Annotated in this window: 18 protein-coding genes and 1 pseudogene; 6 read left to right on the plus strand and 13 right to left on the minus strand. The window is 69.5% G+C overall.

The genetic code is table 11. The features are described 5' to 3' along the window. The first annotated feature begins 106 nt into the window (after nucleotides 1–106). Nucleotides 107–556, plus strand: coding sequence for a hypothetical protein (locus ACG00Y_RS11800; protein WP_394478982.1), 450 nt, complete (start codon nucleotides 107–109; stop codon nucleotides 554–556). Here ACG00Y_RS11800 and ACG00Y_RS11805 read toward each other — a convergent pair. Genes ACG00Y_RS11805 through ACG00Y_RS11815 form a run of 3 tightly spaced genes read right to left on the minus strand, consistent with a single transcriptional unit; the run spans nucleotide 553 to nucleotide 4,093 of the window. Further along, entirely contained in the window at nucleotides 553–1,086 is a 534-nt protein-coding gene (locus ACG00Y_RS11805; RefSeq protein WP_394478984.1) for a GNAT family N-acetyltransferase, read from the minus strand. The genes ACG00Y_RS11800 and ACG00Y_RS11805 overlap by 4 nt on opposite strands. Then, the gene (locus ACG00Y_RS11810; protein ID WP_394478986.1) at nucleotides 1,083–2,099 is read right to left on the minus strand and encodes an aminopeptidase; all 1,017 of its coding nucleotides are present in this window, start codon (nucleotides 2,097–2,099) and stop codon (nucleotides 1,083–1,085) included. Before ACG00Y_RS11810 ends, ACG00Y_RS11805 begins: the two co-directional genes overlap by 4 nt. Then, nucleotides 2,096–4,093, minus strand: coding sequence for a molybdopterin-containing oxidoreductase family protein (locus tag ACG00Y_RS11815; protein WP_394478987.1), 1,998 nt, complete (start codon nucleotides 4,091–4,093; stop codon nucleotides 2,096–2,098). Before ACG00Y_RS11815 ends, ACG00Y_RS11810 begins: the two co-directional genes overlap by 4 nt. Nucleotides 4,094–4,384: 291 nt before the next feature. Here ACG00Y_RS11815 and ACG00Y_RS11820 point away from each other — a divergent pair, with 291 nt between their 5' ends. Continuing rightward, nucleotides 4,385–5,764 (plus strand): TAXI family TRAP transporter solute-binding subunit, encoded by a 1,380-nt coding sequence (locus tag ACG00Y_RS11820; RefSeq protein ID WP_394478988.1) that lies wholly within the window; start codon nucleotides 4,385–4,387, stop codon nucleotides 5,762–5,764. A 54-nt stretch (nucleotides 5,765–5,818) separates the two neighbouring features. Here the strand turns inward: ACG00Y_RS11820 and ACG00Y_RS11825 are convergent, their stop codons facing one another. The 6 genes and pseudogenes from ACG00Y_RS11825 to ACG00Y_RS11850 form a co-directional block, all read right to left on the minus strand. Continuing rightward, nucleotides 5,819–6,400, minus strand: a complete 582-nt coding sequence (locus tag ACG00Y_RS11825; RefSeq protein ID WP_394478990.1) for an RES family NAD+ phosphorylase — start codon at nucleotides 6,398–6,400, stop codon at nucleotides 5,819–5,821. 9 nt (nucleotides 6,401–6,409) lie between these two features. After that, nucleotides 6,410–6,880: a hypothetical protein gene (locus tag ACG00Y_RS11830; RefSeq protein ID WP_394478992.1), complete on the minus strand. Its 471-nt coding sequence runs from the start codon at nucleotides 6,878–6,880 to the stop codon at nucleotides 6,410–6,412. Nucleotides 6,881–6,899: 19 nt separating this feature from the next. Beyond that, complete coding sequence (locus ACG00Y_RS11835; RefSeq protein WP_394479684.1) at nucleotides 6,900–7,055, minus strand: hypothetical protein; 156 nt, start codon at nucleotides 7,053–7,055, stop codon at nucleotides 6,900–6,902. 39 nt (nucleotides 7,056–7,094) lie between these two features. Further along, nucleotides 7,095–7,205, minus strand: a pseudogene (locus ACG00Y_RS11840) (DNA polymerase III subunit beta); the annotation flags it as partial. Between the two features lie 172 nt (nucleotides 7,206–7,377). Next, entirely contained in the window at nucleotides 7,378–8,760 is a 1,383-nt protein-coding gene (locus tag ACG00Y_RS11845) for a sensor histidine kinase (RefSeq protein ID WP_394478993.1), read from the minus strand. Next, nucleotides 8,757–9,425: a response regulator transcription factor gene (locus ACG00Y_RS11850; protein ID WP_394478995.1), complete on the minus strand. Its 669-nt coding sequence runs from the start codon at nucleotides 9,423–9,425 to the stop codon at nucleotides 8,757–8,759. Before ACG00Y_RS11850 ends, ACG00Y_RS11845 begins: the two co-directional genes overlap by 4 nt. Before the next feature lie 77 nt (nucleotides 9,426–9,502). Here ACG00Y_RS11850 and ACG00Y_RS11855 point away from each other — a divergent pair, with 77 nt between their 5' ends. Next, nucleotides 9,503–10,738: an ABC transporter substrate-binding protein gene (locus ACG00Y_RS11855; RefSeq protein ID WP_394478997.1), complete on the plus strand. Its 1,236-nt coding sequence runs from the start codon at nucleotides 9,503–9,505 to the stop codon at nucleotides 10,736–10,738. After that, complete coding sequence (locus ACG00Y_RS11860) at nucleotides 10,735–11,802, plus strand: ABC transporter ATP-binding protein (protein ID WP_394478999.1); 1,068 nt, start codon at nucleotides 10,735–10,737, stop codon at nucleotides 11,800–11,802. The genes ACG00Y_RS11855 and ACG00Y_RS11860 overlap by 4 nt, the downstream gene beginning before the upstream one ends. A 50-nt stretch (nucleotides 11,803–11,852) precedes the next feature. Here the strand turns inward: ACG00Y_RS11860 and ACG00Y_RS11865 are convergent, their stop codons facing one another. The 3 genes from ACG00Y_RS11865 to ACG00Y_RS11875 form a co-directional block, all read right to left on the minus strand. Further along, nucleotides 11,853–13,004 carry a YbdK family carboxylate-amine ligase gene (locus ACG00Y_RS11865; protein WP_394479000.1) on the minus strand — a complete coding sequence of 384 codons (1,152 nt, stop codon included), beginning with the start codon at nucleotides 13,002–13,004 and terminating at the stop codon, nucleotides 11,853–11,855. 55 nt (nucleotides 13,005–13,059) lie between these two features. After that, a complete protein-coding gene (locus tag ACG00Y_RS11870) occupies nucleotides 13,060–13,869 on the minus strand; it encodes a gamma-glutamyl-gamma-aminobutyrate hydrolase family protein (protein WP_394479001.1) in 810 nt (269 codons plus the stop codon). A gap of 85 nt (nucleotides 13,870–13,954) precedes the next feature. Then, nucleotides 13,955–14,113, minus strand: coding sequence for a hypothetical protein (locus tag ACG00Y_RS11875; protein WP_394479002.1), 159 nt, complete (start codon nucleotides 14,111–14,113; stop codon nucleotides 13,955–13,957). Between the two features lie 158 nt (nucleotides 14,114–14,271). Here ACG00Y_RS11875 and ACG00Y_RS11880 point away from each other — a divergent pair, with 158 nt between their 5' ends. Together ACG00Y_RS11880 and ACG00Y_RS11885 are read left to right on the plus strand one after the other, a co-directional pair. Then, the gene (locus ACG00Y_RS11880; RefSeq protein WP_394479004.1) at nucleotides 14,272–15,351 is read left to right on the plus strand and encodes a porin; all 1,080 of its coding nucleotides are present in this window, start codon (nucleotides 14,272–14,274) and stop codon (nucleotides 15,349–15,351) included. Between the two features lie 161 nt (nucleotides 15,352–15,512). Continuing rightward, nucleotides 15,513–16,223, plus strand: a complete 711-nt coding sequence (locus ACG00Y_RS11885; RefSeq protein WP_394479005.1) for an energy transducer TonB — start codon at nucleotides 15,513–15,515, stop codon at nucleotides 16,221–16,223. A gap of 132 nt (nucleotides 16,224–16,355) precedes the next feature. On the opposite strand, the gene ACG00Y_RS11890 is transcribed toward ACG00Y_RS11885, so the two are convergent. Continuing rightward, nucleotides 16,356–18,434, minus strand: coding sequence for a putative bifunctional diguanylate cyclase/phosphodiesterase (locus ACG00Y_RS11890; RefSeq protein WP_394479007.1), 2,079 nt, complete (start codon nucleotides 18,432–18,434; stop codon nucleotides 16,356–16,358). Between the last annotated feature and the right edge of the window lie 136 nt (nucleotides 18,435–18,570).

An 18,570-nucleotide genomic window follows, 5' to 3' on the forward strand; every position in this document is an offset into this window, starting at 1 on the left:
AGCGCACCGCCACGCCGACATCTACCGCCTCGGCAATGCCGAGGCCGTGTTCGGTGAACTGCTCAAGCGCGATGCCGGCCTGCGCGCCAAGGTGCACTGACCCGGCATGGCGACCCGAAGCCGCCCCCCCTGGGTCGAGGCGGCGTTTCCGCTGCCCTTTCTGCTGGTCGCAGCCGGCATGAACTTGGGGATCTGGCAGAACGATGCCGACTTCCTGCGCGGTGACGTGCAGCAGGTCGAGGCCATCATGGTTGACGCTGGTCCCCTCGAGCGCCGAACCAGCCGACCGAGGTACAGCCCGACGTTTCAGCCTGTGGCCGGCGGCGCGCCGTTCACGCTCACCACGCAGCCCTTCGTCGCCGATGAACTTCCGCCGCTAGGCAAGCCGGTCGTATTGCTATGCAGCAGGTACACGCCCACCCATTGCCGCACGCCAGCCAGCCAACCGCAACTGCCGAACTACGCATTTACCGGTCTCTGGACGCTTTTGTCCATCGGCACTGCGGCCCTCATCTGGCAGCCGATGTGGCGCAGACGACGACGGCGGGCCGGCTAGCCCGCCGGGATGCGCGGCGGCTTGGGATGCAGCCTCGCCATCGACAGCACATCCTCGTACACGCCATTGCGCAACCCATACGCCTTGAGCCGCCCTTCAAGCTCAAAGCCATGCCGCTCGTACAGCCGGATCGCCCGCGCGTTGTCGTGATAGACCGTCAGCTCGATGCGCAGCACCTGCGCCCAGTTGTCGGCGTAGTCGATCAGCGCGGCCATCAGCGCCTGGCCAACGCCCTGCCCTTGCGAAGCCTTCGCAACCGTGATGCCCAGCCCCATCGCATGACGGCGGCGCACCGAGGGGCCGACCGTGTGCAGGCCGGCAAGGCCCACGGGCTTGTCGTCGATCACCGCCGCCAGCACCAGCTCGTTGGAACCGGCCGCCGGTGGGTTCATGCCGGCGATGCGCTGGGCCCAGATTTCCTCGCTGGCGAAGGGCAGTTGCAGCGTGCCGCCAAAGACGTCGGGGTCGGCAAACTGCTCGGCGATTGCCGCAGCGTCAGCGGGTTTGACTCGTCGCAGGGTCAACTTCATTCAAGGCCTTTCAATCGGGCGCGGCGTTCTTCTCTGGGCAGCGGCGCCAGCCGCTCCACCGCAGCGTGGAATCTCACCCAGTCTCGCCCCTCGCGCTCGAACAGGCGCATGAACGCGGGCACGAGTTCGTCATACGCGGCCAGGATGGCGAAGTTGGCGTTGTTGGCGCGCTGGAACCAGGCGTCGTAGCCGGGCGCCTCGCGCGGGGCGCGTTCGCGCAGCTCGGCCAAGACAGCGGCCTTGCCGGCGCTGCGAGCGTCGGGCGGACCTGCGTAGACCGCCAGCAGCCGCTCGCGCCCTTCGCGGGCCAGCTTGAGGAAGGCCGCGCGCCGCGCCCGGCCGGCCTCGAAGGCGGCCAATGCGTCGCGCTTGTTGGCCAGCCATTGGCGGGCGCCGATCAGTTCGACCGCGCTGGCATAGGCCTCGTTGAAGCCGGTGTCGTCGCTGGCGTAGACGCGCTGGTGGGCCAGCTCGTGGAAGATCATCGCGGCCAGCTCGCCCTCGGCGTAGCGGATGAAGGTGTTGAGCAGCGGGTCGCCGCCCAGCAGGCGGCTCCAGCCCAGCGTGGAGTACGCGGGGATGGCCTGCACCTGCGCCTCCCAGCCCTCGGCCTTCAGCGCGTCGGCCTGGGCCTGGGCGCGCTTGAGGTCGAACCAGCCCTGGTAGCCGGCGCAGCCCATGATGGGATAGCACCAGGTCTTGAGCGACATGCCGAACTCGGGCGCGGCGATGACGTTCCAGACCGCCGCCGGGCGGCCAAGGTCGGCGTAGCGACGGTAGCTGTTGTTCTCGGGCAAGGCGAGGCGGCTGCTGGCGAAGTCGCGCATCTGCTGCGACAGGCGCAGGCGCTGGGCGAGGTCGGCCGGCGTGGCAGGATCGGCCAGCCAGTCGTCCACCGGCTTGGCAGCACGCGTGATGCCGAGGTGGCCGCCAGCCGCCTGGCTCCAGTGGCCGAGGGCGCTGCAGCCGCCCAGGGCCAGCAGCGATGCCGACAGCAGCAGGCGACGGATCAAGCCGCTTCCACTTCGACGAGGCAGTCGTAGAAGGCCGGCGCCTCGCCCATGTCCGTGAGGCGCTGGTGGGTCACCTCGTTGACGTTGGTGCCCTGCGCGCCCAGCTTGCGCCACCACACGCCCAGGCCATTGACGACGCCGGGCCGCGCGCGCTTGCTGACCTTGAGACGGGCAACGTAGCGGCCGCGGTCGTTGAAAGCCGACACCATCGCGCCATCGGCCAGGCCACGCAAGGCGGCGTCGTCGGCGTGCATCTCTATGAGCGGCTCGCCCTCGATGTCGCGCAGGCTCTTCACGTTGACAAAGCTGCTGTTCAGGAAGTTGCGCGCCGGCGGCGAGATCATGGCCAGCGGGTAGCGGGCGGCCAGCTCGGGCGAGCTCTGCGCGCTCTCGTAGTTGGGCACGTAGTCGGCGCCCGCGGCCTGGGCGCGGCCGTTGGGCGTGCGGAAGCCGCCTTCGGCAAACGGCGCTTCGGCGATGGGCAGCGGCAGCCAGCCCTGCTGGCGCAGCAAGCACATGTCGACGTCGGGCGTGAAGGCCTGCGCCACCAACGCCTCGTCGCTGTCGCTGAAGCACGGGTCGGTCAGGCCCATGGCTGCGGCCAGCTCGCGGAAGATCTGCGTGTTGGGCTTGGCCTCGCCCAGCGCCGCGACGGCCGGCTGGTTCATCAGCACGTCGGTGTGGCCGTAGGACGTGTGCACGTCCAGATGCTCCAGCTGGGTGGTGGCGGGCAACACGTAGTCGGCCAGGTCGGCCGTATCGGTCATGAAGTGCTCGAGCACGACGGTGAGCAAGTCCTCGCGCTGGAAGCCCTTCACCACCTTGGGCGACTCGGGCGCCACGGCGACGGGGTTGCTGTTGTAGACGATCAGCGCCGCTATCGGCGCGTCAGCCTGCAGCAGCGCATCGCCGATGGTGCTCATGTTGACCATGCGCGGCTGACGTCCGGCCAGCAAGTCGGGGCGTTCGAGATTCGGATTCTTGAAGGGCGCGTTCCAGCCCGAAGCCGACAGCAGCACGCCGCCGCTCTGATGGCGCCAGGCGCCGGTCAGGCAAGGCAGCAGCGCGATCAGGCGCACCGCATTGCCGCCGCCGCGCACGCGCTGAAGGCCGTAGTTCATGCGAATGGCTGCGGGCTTGGTCGTTGCGTAGTCATGCGCCAGGGCGCGCACCTCGTCGGCGCTGATGCCGCAGGTCTCGGCCACGCGCTCGGGCGGCCAGGCCAGGGCCTTGGCGCGCAGTTCGTCCCAGCCGTCCACGTAGTGCTCGATGTAGTCGCGATCCAGCCAGTCGTTGGCAATCAGCTCATGCATCAGCCCCAGCGCCAGCGCGCCGTCAGTCCCTGGCAGTACGGCGATGTGCTGGTGGCACTTGTCTGCCGTCTCGGTCTTGCGCGGGTCGATGCAGATGAGCTTGGCGCCCTCGCGCTTGGCCTGGTTGGCGTAGGTCCAGAAATGCAGGTTGGACGCGATGGAGTTGCTGCCCCAGATGACTATGAGCTTCGCGCCCGCGAAATGACGCGTGTGCATGCCCAGCTTGTGGCCAAAGGTGGCGGCCAGGCCCGCGCCGCCTGCGGAGGCGCAGATGGTGCGGTCCAGCCGCGCGGCGCCCAACGCGTTCCAGAGGCGCCCCGCCATGGCCTCGCCCTGGATCAGGCCCATCGTGCCGGCGTAGCTGTAGGGCTGGATGGTCTGCGGGTCTGGAACAGCCTTCAGCCGCGCGGCGATGTCGGCGATGGCTTCGGCCCAGCTCACCTGCACGAAGCGCGGCGCCTCGGTCTTCCTGCTGACGCGCTTGAGCGGGTGGAGCACGCGCTCGGGGTGGTACGTCCGCTCGGGGTAGCGCGAGACCTTGGTGCACAGCGCGCCGTGGGTGTTGGGATGGTCGGCGCGGCCTTGCACCTTGATGACACGCTCGTTCTCGACGGTCACCTGCATGGCGCAGGTGTCAGGGCAGTCGTGGGGGCAGGCGCCGTGGACGGTGCGGGTGGTCATGGCTGTCGCGGTCTCTGGGAAGAGATGCGATTGTCGCGTGCGGCTTCCTGCCGGGCCCGCTCAGGGTCACTGGGCGAGCAGTCGGCAGCACTGCGGAAACGGACGTAACAGTCCGGCCAACGGGCCTCCCCTACGATCCGCCGCTCCTCCATCGGCAAAGGCCCAGCCCGTGCGACGTTCCGGCATCACGACCCTCCTCACCCATGGGGCCACCGCTCGTGCGGGTGCTCAGGAACGCAAGCGACTCTGCAACACGCAGGCCCAGCACTTGCCCGCTCAGGACGGCAAGCCATGACGCCGATTCAGCAATGGCAGGCCACCCGCAGCCTGCGCCTGCTGCTGCAGACGCTGCGCGACTTGACGGTGTCGATGGGGCCGCTGCTGCTGCTCGGCGGCGGCCTGCTGGTGGCGGCCTATTGGTGGCTGGACCCGCAGCCGCCGCGCCAGGTGCGGCTGGCCACCGGCCCGGCCGGCAGCGCCTACGCCGGCTTCGGCGAGGGCTATGCGAAGGCGCTGGCGCGCGAGCGCATCCAGGTGGCGCTGATCGCCACCGAAGGCGCGCTGGACGACCTGGCCCATCTGCGCGCGGGCACCGCCGATGTGGGGTTCGTGCGCGGCGGCATGGCCGATCCGGTGGCCGACACCGAGGCCGGCATCGTCTCGCTGGGCAGCCTGTTCTACGAGCCGATCTGGATCTTCTACCGCCGCGATCTCGGCGTCGCGCGCCGCCAACCCGGCGGCGAGCTGCAGCGCCTGGACCAGCTGCGCGGCCTGCGCGTCAATGTGGATCAGGACGGCAGCGGTGTGCCGCAGATCGTCGAGAAGCTGCTGGCGCTGAACCAGCTGAAGCCGAGCGACCTGCAACTGTCCAACCTGGCGCCCGACGCTGCGGGTGAGGCGCTGCGCCAGGGCCAGCTGGACGCTGCGGTGCTGATCTCGGCGCCGCAGGCCGGCGTCGTCCGCGCGCTGCTGCGCGACCCGGCCATTGCGCTGATGGCCTTCGAGCAGAACGAGGCCTACTCGCGTCACCTGCCCTTCCTGTCCACCGTGAGCCTGCCGCGCGGCGTGGTGGACCTGGCGGCCGACGTGCCGCCGCACGACGTGCCGCTGCTCGCCACCACCACCGCGCTGTTGGCGCGCGAGCAGACGCACCCTGCGCTGCGCCAGCTGTTCGCCCAGGCCGCGCTGCGCCTGCACGGCGAGGCCGGCTGGTTCAACGGCGCGCGCGACTTCCCCAACACCCGCACCAGCGAGCTGCCGGTCAGCGCCGAGGGCGACCGCGCCATCAACGGCACGCCGCCGGCCTGGGCCCGCTACCTGCCCTTCTGGGCCGGCAATCTGCTGGAACGCATGTGGCTGGTGGTCGGCGGCCTGCTGGTGCTGATGCTGCCGCTGTCGCGCGTGGTGCCGCCGCTCTACACCTTCCGCGTGCGCTCGCGCGTGTTCCGCTGGTATGCGCGGCTGCGCGAGGTGGAGGCCAAGCTGGAGGCCGGCATCGATGAGCACGACGCGTTGCTCGACGAGCTGGATGAGCTGGACCGTGTCACCCACCGCATTGCGGTGCCGCTGTCGTATGCCGAAGAGCTTTACGCGTTGCGCAACAACATCTTTGCGGTGAGGAAGCGGCTGCTGGCGCAGCGGTCGCGGGCAACAGGTGGGCCGGCCGGCTGATGAGCGAGCGGCCGGTCGGCGTGTTGCCTGTCCGTCTGCTGGACAACAGGCTTCTCATGGCACCAGCGGCACCTGCGACCCCCTGATGGCACCGGCCAGGACTGCGTGCAAATTCCCTGTGCCGCGCTCTGTAAGCCGCTCTGCCCAGACTGCGCGCAGGCTTGTCAGCGTGTCGCCGAAGATCGCGTAACAGTGCATGTTGTGTTGTTGGGCTGAGCAGTAGACGAATCCGGCAAATCCTTGTGCATGGGCCTCAGCGGCCAGTTCCTGCGTGTGGCTGAGCCGTAGCGACTGCAGCACTGGCCAACTGCTTGCATGCATGCGCAAGTCAAGCAGCGGCAAGGACCGAGACGTCTGGACGCAAAGCAATGTGCGCATCGCAGCAGTCTGCATAGAGACGGCCGTGGCCTCGCGCCGGCAGAGCGACTCATACACCGCGGTCTCAGGAGCCTCGGCGAAGTAGCCGACCGGAAGGCCGGACACGTCGAAGCGGCCGCTCAGCAGGTGCGCCGGCGGCAACAGCACACGTCCGACGCGCAGGGAGCCGCGTCGTGCACGGGCGCGCTGGATGCGATAGAGGACGGCAGGGGCCGGGAGATCAAAACTGGGAGCGAATTCGAGGTCGGCGAGCTTCATGCGGATCGATCAAGTACCCTCCGCCGATGCAAGCTCCAGCACCCGTGACGTGTCGCCTTGTTCGATTGCCTGGCGAGGGGTCCTGCCGCTGAGACCGCCCAGCGGCGTCTCCAGGAACGACAGCATGGCCCAGCCTTCGCTGGTGCCCAGGGCCTTGGCGAGTTCGGGGATCGCGTCCCAAAGCCCGGGCTCGAACTGCCATTTCGGCAACCGAAAGCCCCGGCGGGTTTGGGTGAGCCCAATGGCTCGACCCTTCGCGATCCAAGCGTTGATGGTCACTCGGGTGGTGCTTGCTAGCTCGGCAGCTTGCTCCGTGGTCACGATGTCGTCGGCCTGCAGCCGTTCCGTCCTGGCAGCGAGGCTGCCGGCAAGGAGGGAGCGGGTCTGCGCTGAGGAGACATAGGGCGATGGGCGCTGGGGGGCACGGGTGACGCGTGCCGAGCTTCGGGCGGAAGTTTGTGTGGTGGAGACGGTCTTCATGGCTGATGGATCGACTGCTTCAGGGGGCGTTGCGCGCATTGACCTTGGTCGCGCCGAAGAAACCTCTCAGCTCGCGGACGCGGCCGAGCTTCAACTTGATCGGTAGCGAGACCATGCCAACGGCCGAGGGCGGCGGAGGCGGCAGGCGCAGCAACTGCGGCGGCTCGCTGGCCAAGCACAAAAATTCGTCGTAAACGGAGAGCGCCCGGCTTGGCCGACTCAACACGTTTTCGAGGATAGGCAGCCTATGCCGTCTCTCCACGATGCCCCTGACTACTTGCAACGCGCCCAGGACTTGGTCTTGGGGAGCTCTCAGGACGATCATCTGATCCTTTCGTTTGGCAAGTTCGTTAAGTCCGATTATGCCAAACAGCCTTCAGCCACGCGACACCTACGCCACAAGGGGGCCGCGCAGCGACGACTAGCAGGTTGCGGAGGCCCGCCGAAACTGGCCGTCCTAGGCTGACTGTCGCTAGCCAGCCTGATGCAGTCGCTCCTCACGCCGCCGGCAACGTCAACCTCGCAATGCACCCCTGCGGCGCCGCCGGCAGCAGTTCCGCGCTGCCCCCATGCCGCTCGGCGATCTCCCTCACGATAGCCAGGCCCAGGCCACAGCCCTCACCGTGCGCCGATCCCCTAACGAAGCGCTCGAAGGCGCGCTCACGCAGCTCGGGCGCCAGGCCGGGGCCGTTGTCCTCCACGTCCAGCCACACGTCGTCGCCCGCGCGGCGCAGCTTCACGGTGAGGGTGGCGCCAGAGCCGGCATAGCGCACGGCGTTGTCGATGAGGTTGATGAGCGCCTCGCGCAGCAATACCTCCACGCCCTGCACGCTCAATCCTTCGTGGATCACCTCGGCCCCCAGGTCGCAGCCAGCGGCCAGCGCGCGCGGCACCCAGTCGGCGGCGACCTCGCGCACCAGCCGGCCGCAGTCCACCGCCGCCCAGCCTTGGGCCGCCACGGCCTCGGGCTCGGCGCGGGCCAGCGTCAGCAGTTGCGACACCAGGCGGGCGCTGCGCACGGCGCTCTCGCGCACACGCTCCAGACGCTGGCGCAACGCGGGGTCAGACGTTGCCTCCAGCGCCAGTTCGGCCTGGCTCTTCAGCCCGGCCAGCGGCGTGCGCAGCTGGTGGGCCGCGTCGCTGATGAAGCGGCGCTGCGTGGCCAGGCTTTGCTGCACCTGGCCCAGCAGCTCGTTGACCGCGCCGGCCAGTGCGCGCACCTCGGGCGGCGCGGCCTGCAGTTGTACCGGGTCCAGCGCGTCGGCGCGCCGGCCCTCCATCTGCTGCTGCAGCTCGGCCAGCGGCTTCAGGCCTTTGCGGATACCGGCCCACACGCCCATGCTCATCAGCGCGATCAGCAGGGACAGGGGCAGCGCCGTGTCCAGCAGCATGCGACGCGCCAACAGGTCGCGCGGCGCGCTGGAGCGGGCGATCTGCACGCGCAGCGCCGAGTCGGGCGCACCGGCGGCGGCGAGCTGCAGGTCCAGCGACACGACGCGCATGGGCTCGGGCACGGTGGCATCGAAGAACACCGGCTCGTTCAGGGTCGGCGAGCCGGGCGGCGCCGGCATGCGCGCATCGCCCAGCAGCAGCTGACCCGGTGGCGAGCTGACCATGTACATGACGCGGTCCTCCGGGTCGGCGGCCAGGATGTCCTGCGCCGAGCGCGGCAGGTCCACGAACAGGCCGCTGGCCGTGGGCCGGATCTGCCGCGCCAGCGCGCGGGCGGCCTGCAGCAGGCTGGCGTCCACCAGCTCGTCGGCATGCCGGCTGGCCACGCGGTAGGCGCCGAAAGCGGCGACGCCCCACAACACGATCTGCGGCAGCAGCAGCCACAGCAGCAGTTGCCGGTGCAGCGAGCGGCCGGCCGGTTTGCTCACGGCGACGACGTGGCTTCGAGCAGATAGCCCAGGCCGCGCACCGTGCGCACGGCCAGGCCGGAGCCTTCGAGCTTCTTGCGCAGGCGGTGGATGTAGACCTCCAGCGAGCCGCCGCCGGAGCTGTCCTCGCTGCCCCAGGCCTCGGCGATCTGCGCCTTGGTGACGACGCGGTCGCGCTCGGTCAGCAGCAGGTCCAGCAGCGTCCACTCGCGCGGGCTCAGGTCCACCGGCTCGCCGGCGATGCTGGCGCGGCGGGCGGCGCGGTCCAGCGTCAGGCCGCGCAGTTGCTGGGCCGCGTTGCTGGGCCGGCCGCGGCGCAGCAACGCGTGCAGGCGGGCCTCCAGCTCCGGGAAGTCGAAGGGCTTGGTCAGGTAGTCGTCCGCGCCGGCCTGCAGGCCGGCGACGCGGTGCTCCAGCGCGTCCAGCGCCGTCAGCACGAGGATGGGCAGCGTGCGGCCGGCCTCGCGGACGCGCTTGAGCACGGTGAGGCCGTCGACCATCGGCAGGCCCAGGTCGAGGATGGCGATGTCGAAGTCCTGCTTCTTCAGCAGGTACTCGGCCACGGCGCCGTTCTCGGCCCACTCGACCTTGAAGCCGGCGTTAAGCAACTGCTGCTGCAGCGCGTCGGCCAGCAGGGCGTCGTCTTCGGCGAGCAGCAGGTTCATGGCCCGTGACTGTAGCGGCGGCAAGCCTTATGGTTAATACGATATTAAGTTTCTTAATAGTCGGTAATGATGCGGCCATGCTCCGCGCCTGCGCCCTCGTTATGGCCTTGCTGCCCGCCGTTGCCCGAGCCGGGCCGCAGGTGGATGTCGTGCATTGGTGGACGTCCCCCGGCGAGACGGCGGCCATGCATGCGCTGGCCGACGCCTACCGCGCCGCCGGCGGCCAGTGGCGCGATCTGGCGGTGGTGGCGTCCGAGCAGGCGCGCGCCGTCGTGCTGGCGCGCATCCAGGCCGGCAACCCGCCGATGGCCGCGCAGTTCAATGCCTCGCAGCCCTTCCAGCAGCTCGCCCGCCAGGGCCGGCTGAACGCGCTGGACGACATCGCCGCACAAGGCCGCTGGGCCGAGACGCTGCCCGCCGTGTTGCTGGACGCCGTGCGCGTGGACGGCCACATCTACGCCGCGCCGCTGAGCGTGCACATGCCGGCCTGGCTGTGGAGTTCGAAGGCCGCGCTGCGCAAGGCCGGCGTGAAGCAGGAGCCGCGCAGCATGGGCGAGCTGTTCGTCGCGCTCGACAAGCTGCAGGCCGCCGGGCTGACCCCGCTGGCCCACGGCGGCCAGCCCTGGCAGGACATGAACCTTTTCTCCGCGGTGCTGGCGAATCAGGGCGGGCGCGACCTGTACCTGGCCGTGTTCCGCGACCGCGATGCCGCTGCGCTGCAGGGCGAGGCGCTGCGCCAGGTGCTGACGAGCTACAAGAAGTTGCGCCGTTATGTCGACCCCGGCTCACCCGGCCGCAGCTGGAGCGACACGACCGCCCTGCTCATCAGCGGCCGCGCCGGGCTGGGCTTCATGGGCGACTGGGCCAAGGGCGAGTTCGCCCAAGCCGGCCAGCAACCGGGCCGCGACTACGGCTGCACGCCAGGCCTGAGCCCGAGGTCGCCCTACATCGTCGACGGCGACGTGCTTGTCTTTCCGAAGGACAAGGACGGCAGCGCCCTGCCCGCGCAACGCCTGCTCGCGCGGGTGGCGACGGCGGCGACCACGCAGTTGGCCTTCAGCGCCCGCAAGGGCTCGGTGCCGGTGCGCACCGACCTCGACACCCGCACGCTCGACGCCTGTGCGCAGATCGGCGCGGCAGCGTTGCGCGACGCCGGCCGGCTGGTGGGCAACACCGAGATGCTGCTGGCGCCCGAACAACTGACGGCGCTCGAACGTGCCGTCAGCGACTTCTGGAACCGCGACATCCCCGTCCAGACGGCGCAGCAGACCATCGCCAGGATTCTTCAAAACACCGACAGGAGACAGCCTTGACCCGCGTTCACATCCAGGACCTCAGCATCCGCTTCGGCAGCCACGACGTCATCAAGGGCCTCGACCTCGACGTCAACAGCGGCGAGTTCCTCGTGCTGCTGGGCCCGTCGGGCTGCGGCAAGTCGACGCTGCTGCACACCATCGCCGGGCTCAACCCGGTCAGCGGCGGCAGCATCCACATCGGCGAGCAGGACATGACGAACGCCGAGCCCAGCCAGCGCGGCGTGGGCATGGTGTTCCAGAGCTATGCGCTGTACCCGACGATGACGGTGAAGGAGAACCTCGCCTTCCCGCTGAAGATGGCCAAGACGCCCAAGGCCGAACTGGAGAAGCGCGTGGCCGCCGCCGCCGACATGCTGCAGCTGGGCCCCTTGCTGGAGCGCCGTCCCGGCCAGCTCTCCGGCGGCCAGCGCCAGCGCGTCGCCATCGGCCGCGCGGTGGTGCGCGAGGCCAAGGTGCTGCTGCTGGACGAGCCGCTCTCCAACCTCGACGCCAAGCTGCGCACCGACCTGCGCCGCGAGCTGAAGCTGCTGCACAGCCGCCTGGGCAACACGATGATCTACGTGACGCACGACCAGGTCGAGGCGATGACGCTGGCCACGCGCATCGTCGTCATGCACCAGGGCGTCATCCAGCAGATCGGCACGCCGGCCGAGGTCTACGAGAAGCCGAAGAACCTGCTGGTGGCGGGCTTTGTCGGTTCGCCCGCCATCAACCGCATCGAAGGCCAGGTGGGCGAAGGCGGCCTGTTCGTCGCGCCCGGCATCAGCCTGCCGCTGCCCGCTGCGCTGTCGTCGCGCAAGCAGGGCGAGGTCCTGACGCTGGCCGTGCGGCCCGAGAACGTGCGCCTGGAAGCTGGCCAGCCATTCGCAGCCGAGATCCAGCTCGTCGAGCCGTTAGGCAACCAGCATGTGGTGTGGATGAACTGCGCGGGCATCACGGTGTCGGCCGTGCTGCCGGGGCAGCCGGTCGTGGAAGACGGCGCCAAGGTGAGCTTTGGCTTCGATGCGGCCAAGACGATGTGGTTCGACGCGGCGGGGGAGCGGGTCGAGACCCGCAGCTGAAGCGGTCGCGATGCGTCAGCGTTTCGGCAGGTGCCGCCACCCCCAAGCCGTCATCGAGCCCCGAGCAAATCCCCGCACAGTGCGGCCGAGTACGCCGCCAGCGTCTCGCCGCTCGGAGCCGACCCCTCGGGCAGGCCGCCGCCAGAGAGCCGGCACCACAGCGCGCGCATGCGGGCGTGGTCTTCCTCCGCGTCGAGGCTGCCGGCCAGCGTTTGCAACGCGGCTTGGTCCATCGGCGTGGGCTGCTGCGCGGCGATCTGGGTCGACAGCATCCGCGCCCAGTCGCGCGCGATCAGCCATTGCCCTCTCACGGGGTCGAACACGCGCGCCTTCAGCCCGTCGCGGCAGGCCAGGAAGCGGCTGACCTTGCCCTCGGTGACGTAACGCCGCGGTTGGGGCAGGTGCAGTTGGCCGTGCAGCGCCAAGCCGGCGAGCGCGCGCGTCCAGGCGGCCAGGTTGACGGCCTTGTCAACCGTCAGCGGCGTGTCGAACACGCGCACCTCAACGGTGCCGAACTCAGGCTTGGGGCGCACGTCCCAATAGATGTCCTTCAGCGACTCGGCGATGCCGGTGGCGTAGAACTCCTCCGCCAATGATTCGAAGTGCGCCCAGTCGAGCAGGTAGGGCATCGGCCCGCCATGAGGGTAGACGAGTGGCTCCAGTGCCCGGCAGGAAGCGAAGCCGGAGTCGCCGTGCTGGAGGAAGGGCGAGGCGGCCGCCAGCGCGATCAGCAGCGGGGTGTGGGCCTGCAGCACATTGGCCACCCGCAGCGCGGTCTCGCCATCGGGCATGCCCACGTGCACATGCATGCCGTAGGTGGAGAAGCGCTTGGGCAAGAAGCCGAAGCGCTGGTCGAGCACCTGCGCACGTGGGGTCGGGCTCAGCACACGCTCGTTCCAGAACTGGGCCACGTGTGTGCCGCCGCCGCGCACGGCCAGGCCCTGCGCCCAGGCCACGTCCTGGAGTTGTGCCACGCGCGCATGCACCTCCTCGCGCAGCGACTCGGCATCGCGGTGCACGCTGGAGTTCAGCTCAATGGTGGACTGCGTGGCCTCCAGCGCGTATTGCTTGCCCTGGGGCGTGGTGTCGAGTTGCTCCCACAGCGTCTGGCCGGAAGGAGACAGCTGGCCGGTGATGGGGTCGACGACCTGAAGCTCAAGTTCCAGGCCCACGGTCAACGGGTCAGACACGGAAAACTGCATGTTGTCGCTCTCATGGTTGGCGCGTCAGGCAAGCGGCAAAAAACCGCTCGCTCATTCACTCTCCGCGCGATGCCTTCGCGGTGGCGCAGGCCTGGAGAAAGTCCCTGAGCAGCGGCTGGTCGTCAAAAGGGCTGTCACCGCGCTCGGCGGTGAATTCCGGGTGCCACTGCACGGCCGCAATGTAGCTGCCCTCATGGCAGCTGATGGCCTCGATGGTCTGGTCGTCCGGGCTGAAGGCCTCGATCCGGAAACCCGGCGCGAGCCGGCGTATCGCCTGGTGGTGGATGCTGTTGACCCAGGTGCGCTGCTGGCCAGGGTAGACATCGGCGAGCCAGCCGCCCGGCTGGATGTCGACGCAGTGGTAGTTGTGTTCGTACACACCGTCGGCGAAATGGATCACCGAGTGCCCGTGCTGCGTGGCCAGATCCTGATAGAGCGTGCCGCCAAACGCGACGTTCAGGATCTGCAGGCCGCGACAGATGCCGAACACCGGTTTGCCCGCCGCGACGAAGGCGCGGATCAGCGCAATCTCGTAGGCGTCGCGCACCGCGTCGCCTGCCCACTCAGGGCGCAGCGGCTCCTCGCCATAGGTCTGCGGAGCGACGTCGGCGCCGCCTTGCAGCACCAGCCCGTCCAGCGCCGCCGCATAGGCGTGCAAGTTGATGGTGCGCGGCTGCAGGCTGCCGGTGGCCATGGCAGGCACCATCACCGGCACCGCATCCTGCGTCATCAACCACAGCGCAACCGACTGCTCGAGGTAGTGGAGCGTCTTGGTCCACACGCCGCCCAAGTCAAGCACCGGCAGGTCTGGGTGGTAGATGCGGGCGGAAACGCCGATCAGCGGGGGTGTGAGGATGGAGTTCAAGGTTCGGCAAGGCAACCGTGTGATGAGCAGCCGAGTTTCACGCCCTGGCCATCTCGGCGCCCCCCGACAGGCGCTCTGCTGCTTGTCAGCGAAAGCCGCGCCACGATGGCAAACGTCGCCGGCCCAGCGCACCCAGGCGATAGCTGCCGTTCACCGGCCCGTAGCTGACGGCGCGCAGGCCGTTGGGCAGGCGACCTGGCGGCCGCTTGTGAGGCCCCCACCAGCGCAGGTTTGGCGGCGTCACGGGTCAGACACCGTAACGCAGGCCCGACCTGCGATTGGCGACAAAACCTGAACAGTCCGTTCCGGCGCCCCCGTCTTTTGATCGCGCTGCACTGCCCGATGTGCCGGCCTGTGAGAGGCCGCCAACCGGCGGCCCGACAACCGATCGAAAGACGAACCATGCAGTCCAAGACCCTTGCCCTGTCCGCACTGGCACTGGCCGCCAGCGCCTCCGCCTTCGCCCAGTCCCCCACCACGCAGGTGTCGCTGTACGGCATCCTCGATGCCAATGTGCAGGTGCTCGACGGCGCCGCGCGCCAGACGCGTGTGCAGTCCGGCGGCCTGTCCGGCTCGCGCTTCGGCGTGCGCGGCAGCGAAGACCTCGGCGGCGGGCTGAAGGCCTTCTTCACGCTGGAGTCGGGCATCAACGCCGACGACGGCACCCATGGCCAGAACGCCTTCTGGGGCCGGCAGGCCTTCGTGGGCCTCGGCACGCCTTACGGCAAAGTTTCGCTGGGCCGCCAGTACGGCAGCGTCTACACGCTGACCCACGAGTTCAGCCAGTTCTCCAATGTCGGCACCGGCGCCAGCACGGCCGTCATCGGCGGCTTCGGCGGCTATGAACCGGTGCGCGGCGGCAACAGCTCGGCCGCCGCCAACGGCGGGCCGGCGCGCGTGAACAACTCGGTGAAGCTGGAAAGCACCAGCTACGGCGGCTTCAGCGCCGGCGCGCTGTGGGGCATGGGCGAAGTGGCCGGCAGCACCGCCGACAACCGCGTCGCCGACATCCACGGCCGCTACACCGGCCATGGCCTGGACGCGATGGTGTCCCTGGTGGACGACAAGGCCGACGCCATTCGTCAGCACGTCCGCACCGTGTCCGCTGCGGCGGCCTATGACTGGAACAGCTTGCGCTTCAATGGAGGCGCCATGCAGGTCGACGACCGCAGCGCCGCCGACCGCGACGGCCAGGGCTATTGGCTGGGCGCTAGCTACCGCACCGGCCAGCATGTGTTCAAGGGCCAGTATGTCGAGAGCAAGAACGACGGCGCGCAGTTGGACGGCAAGACGCAGGCCTTCGGCGTGGGCTACCAGTACGACCTGTCCAAGCGCACCGCGCTGTACAGCTCGGTCACGCGCTTCAAGAACGACGGCGTGGGCTATGTCGGCCGCGCGGCCGGCACCATTCCGGTGGGCCTGACCGATGCGAACGAGCGCAACATGACCGAGTTCGTGGCCGGCATCCGCCACAGCTTCTGAGCGGTACGCGGCGGGGCGGCGCCTTGAAGGCTCCCGGGGTCTTGCAGCACCGGGCCTCTTCTTCATGCGGTGGGGGAGCGGGTCGACGCGTGAGCCGTCACGGCGGTCTGCTGGAATGGGTCTTGCGTGTCGCATGCCCCCCGCCCCCACTGCCTCCCCTCATGCACGATTTCGCCCCGCTGCCGCGTTTGCTGGCGGCGCTGAGCCTGACGATTCCCTTGTTGAGTGCGGCGCAGGCGCCCGCCATGACCGATGCCGAGCGCGCCAGGCGCGACGCGGACAAGGTGCTCAACTTCATCAAGTTCCATGCGGTGAAGGCCAGGCCGGTGGCCGAGCCGGCCGACAAGCCGCGCAAGCCCGCCGCACCTGGCCCGCAGCGCGCGGCCAGCCCGATGCGCCATGCCGAAGCCGCGCCGGCCGAGCCGGCCGTTGCGGAAACCGCTCACGCGTCGGCAAGCACCCAAACGCTGCCCACGGCTGACGCAACGACGCCGCCGGCGCCAGCGCAGCCGGCAGCCAGTTTCGGCACATCGCCCGTGAGCGCGCCTGCCGCAGCGGCCGCGACCATAGCCCCCCCGGAGTCCGTGGCGGAACCCGACACGGAGGAGCCTGAAGAAGTCGCGCTGCAACTCCAGCGCTTCGTGGAACCGGTGCTGACAGCCTCTGCGCAAGCCACGCTGGTGGGCCGGCCGCGCAATGTGACGGTGCGGTTCACGGTGGAGCCCAACGGCACCGTGAGCAAGGCCGACGCTTTGGCAGACGCGCCCCGCCGCCTGGCCAGGCCGGCCGTCGACGCCGTCCTGCAGTGGCAGTTCGCACCGTTGCCGCAGCCACGCACGGTCGACGTCGAGATCGCCTTCCGGCCCGGCTGAGCCTGCCGGCGCCGGTCGCCGCGCTGGCATCCAGGGCCGCGCGCCGCTACGCCGACATCCTCGGTGCGATCGACGGCATTGCTTTCCACGCCAAGATCCTCGCGTTTGACGCTGCCGTCAAGTCGCGGCCTATCAAGGGCCTGGCGGTGTTGAGACGGCCAGGCTGACTCGCCAAAGCTCGCCGAACGGCGCCTCGGCCAGCGGCCGGCTCAGCAGGAAGCCCTGCACCTGCTCACAGCCTTCACGGCGCAGGAAATCGAGCTGCGCCTGGGTCTCCACGCCCTCGGCCACGGTGGACAGACCCAGGCTGCGGGCCAGGGCGATGACGGTGCGGATGATGGCCTCGTCGCCCTGCTGCTCACCGATGCCGCTGACAAAGCTGCGGTCTATCTTCAAGGTCTCGATGGGCATCTGCTTCAGGTAGGCCAGCGACGAGTAGCCGGTGCCAAAGTCGTCCACCGACAGGCGCACGCCCAGGCAGTCCAGCGCGGCCAGGGCCTCCAGCGCGTTGTCGGTCTTCATGATCACGCTCTCGGTGATCTCCAGCTCCAGCCGCCCGGGCGCCAGGCCGCTGCGCTGCAGCACGGCGCGCACATGGTCGACGAAATCGCCGCGCTCCAACTGGCGCACCGACACGTTGACGCTGACATGCGGCACCGGCAGCCCCTCGCTGTCCCAGCGCACGAGTTGCTGGCAGGCCTGCTCCAGCACCCAGGCCCCCAGCTCGACGATTAGCCCGCTCTCCTCGGCCACGCTGATGAAGCGCCCGGGCGGCACCGCGCCCAGCTCGGCACTGTGCCAGCGCAGCAGCGCCTCGGCGCCTGCCGGCGTGCGCGCGTCGCTGCAGCTCAGCTTCATCTGGTAGGCCAGGCTCAGCTCGCCCTCGGCCAAGGCGCGGCGCAGCAGGCGCACCATGCGCGAGCGGTCGAGCGCGGCCGCCGTGAGCTCGGGCCGATAGAACTGGTAGCGGTTGCGCCCCTCGGCCTTGGCGGCGTACATGGCCGCGTCCGCAGCATGGAACAAGGCGTCGCCGCCCTGGCCGTCGCCCGGGTAGAGGCTGATGCCGATGGACGCCGACACCTGGAACTCCTGCCCCGCCAGCAGCACCGGCAGGAAGAGCGCCTCGATGAGGCGATGCGCCAGCTGTGGCGCTTCGCGGGCGGCATCCTGGCAGTCGAGCACGCAGACGAACTCGTCGCCGCCGATACGCGCCAGCAGCTCCGCACGTCGCAGCAGCGCGGACAGGCGCCGGGACACCTCCTTCAGCACTTCGTCGCCGACCGCATGGCCCTGGGCGTCGTTGATCTCCTTGAAGCGGTCCAGGTCGATGTAGAGCAGCGCCAACTGCCGCTGCTGGCGCTCGGCCGTGGCGCAGGCGCGGCGCAGGTGGTCGCTGCACAGCAGGCGGTTGGGCAGGCCGGTGAGCGGGTCGTGGTGGGCCAGGTGGTCCAGCCTCGCCCGTGCCTGCTCCAGTTCGGCGGTGCGTGCCGCGACCCGGCCCTCCAGCTCGTCGTTGGCATCGCGCAGCTGCCGGCCCTGCGCGTCCAGGACGTGCTGCGCCCGCCGCACGAACAGCAATTGCAGGCCATAGAGCAGCGCCATGGCCGCCCCCAGGCCCCAAAGCAGGCTGCGCGCCGTGGCCCGCAGGCGCTGCACGAAGCCGGTCACGTCCTGGTAGGTTTCCAGCACACCGACGATGACGCCGTTCTCGCGCACCGGCACATAGCTGCCGATCACGTCGATGTCGCTGCGCGTGCCCTCGAAGGCATCAAAGCGGTCGCGATGCGTCAGCGTGCTGGCCGGCTTGCCGCTGCTGGCGGCCAGGAAGCCCGGATTGCTGCGCTTGTCTTCACCGATCTGCTGGGGGTCGGACGAGAACACCGTCATGCCCTGCAGGTCGAACACCTTGACCTTGATGATCTGGCTGCCCGCCATCAGCGCGGCGGACTTCGCCTGCCAGCCGGCCTGCGCTGCATGAGCCCGCAGCACCTCGGGCGAGCGCTCGCGCAAGCGCACCTGCGGCGCGAACTCCTGCCAGAGCGCATTCACGAACACCGCCGCCATGGCCTCGTTGCGCCGCTCGGCCATGTGCAGCAGCTCGGCTTCGGCGCGCTGCTGCACCTGCCAGCTCAGCAGGGCGCCGATGGCGGCCACGACCAGCAGCGACACCAGCGAGAAATAGCGCGTGAGTCGGAACCTGGGCTCGTTCATCAGCGCCTTGGTCGGTTGGGGGCCGGGCCATCCTACTCACTCAGCACCGATCCGCAATTCGCGCAAATCGGGGGCCGCCAACGAGCCTTGCCTGCGTCAAGGAGCCGTTGATGTCAGCGGTGCTGCGGCGGGCTAT

Origin of the sequence: Pelomonas parva (genome assembly GCF_043555835.1) — a bacterium.
Lineage (GTDB): Bacteria > Pseudomonadota > Gammaproteobacteria > Burkholderiales > Burkholderiaceae_C > Pelomonas > Pelomonas parva.

Bases quoted from the DNA above. Each gene is read 5' to 3' on its own strand.
- ACG00Y_RS11830 (WP_394478992.1), bottom strand. From the start codon at position 6,880: ATGAAGACCGTCTCCACCACACAAACTTCCGCCCGAAGCTCGGCACGC.
- ACG00Y_RS11855 (WP_394478997.1), top strand. From the start codon at position 9,503: ATGCTCCGCGCCTGCGCCCTCGTTATGGCCTTGCTGCCCGCCGTTGCC.
- ACG00Y_RS11850 (WP_394478995.1), bottom strand. From the start codon at position 9,425: ATGAACCTGCTGCTCGCCGAAGACGACGCCCTGCTGGCCGACGCGCTG.
- ACG00Y_RS11825 (WP_394478990.1), bottom strand. From the start codon at position 6,400: ATGAAGCTCGCCGACCTCGAATTCGCTCCCAGTTTTGATCTCCCGGCC.
- ACG00Y_RS11805 (WP_394478984.1), bottom strand. From the start codon at position 1,086: ATGAAGTTGACCCTGCGACGAGTCAAACCCGCTGACGCTGCGGCAATC.
- ACG00Y_RS11815 (WP_394478987.1), bottom strand. From the start codon at position 4,093: ATGACCACCCGCACCGTCCACGGCGCCTGCCCCCACGACTGCCCTGAC.
- ACG00Y_RS11865 (WP_394479000.1), bottom strand. From the start codon at position 13,004: ATGCAGTTTTCCGTGTCTGACCCGTTGACCGTGGGCCTGGAACTTGAG.
- ACG00Y_RS11800 (WP_394478982.1), top strand. From the start codon at position 107: ATGGCGACCCGAAGCCGCCCCCCCTGGGTCGAGGCGGCGTTTCCGCTG.
- ACG00Y_RS11885 (WP_394479005.1), top strand. From the start codon at position 15,513: ATGCACGATTTCGCCCCGCTGCCGCGTTTGCTGGCGGCGCTGAGCCTG.
- ACG00Y_RS11820 (WP_394478988.1), top strand. From the start codon at position 4,385: ATGACGCCGATTCAGCAATGGCAGGCCACCCGCAGCCTGCGCCTGCTG.
- ACG00Y_RS11880 (WP_394479004.1), top strand. From the start codon at position 14,272: ATGCAGTCCAAGACCCTTGCCCTGTCCGCACTGGCACTGGCCGCCAGC.
- ACG00Y_RS11890 (WP_394479007.1), bottom strand. From the start codon at position 18,434: ATGAACGAGCCCAGGTTCCGACTCACGCGCTATTTCTCGCTGGTGTCG.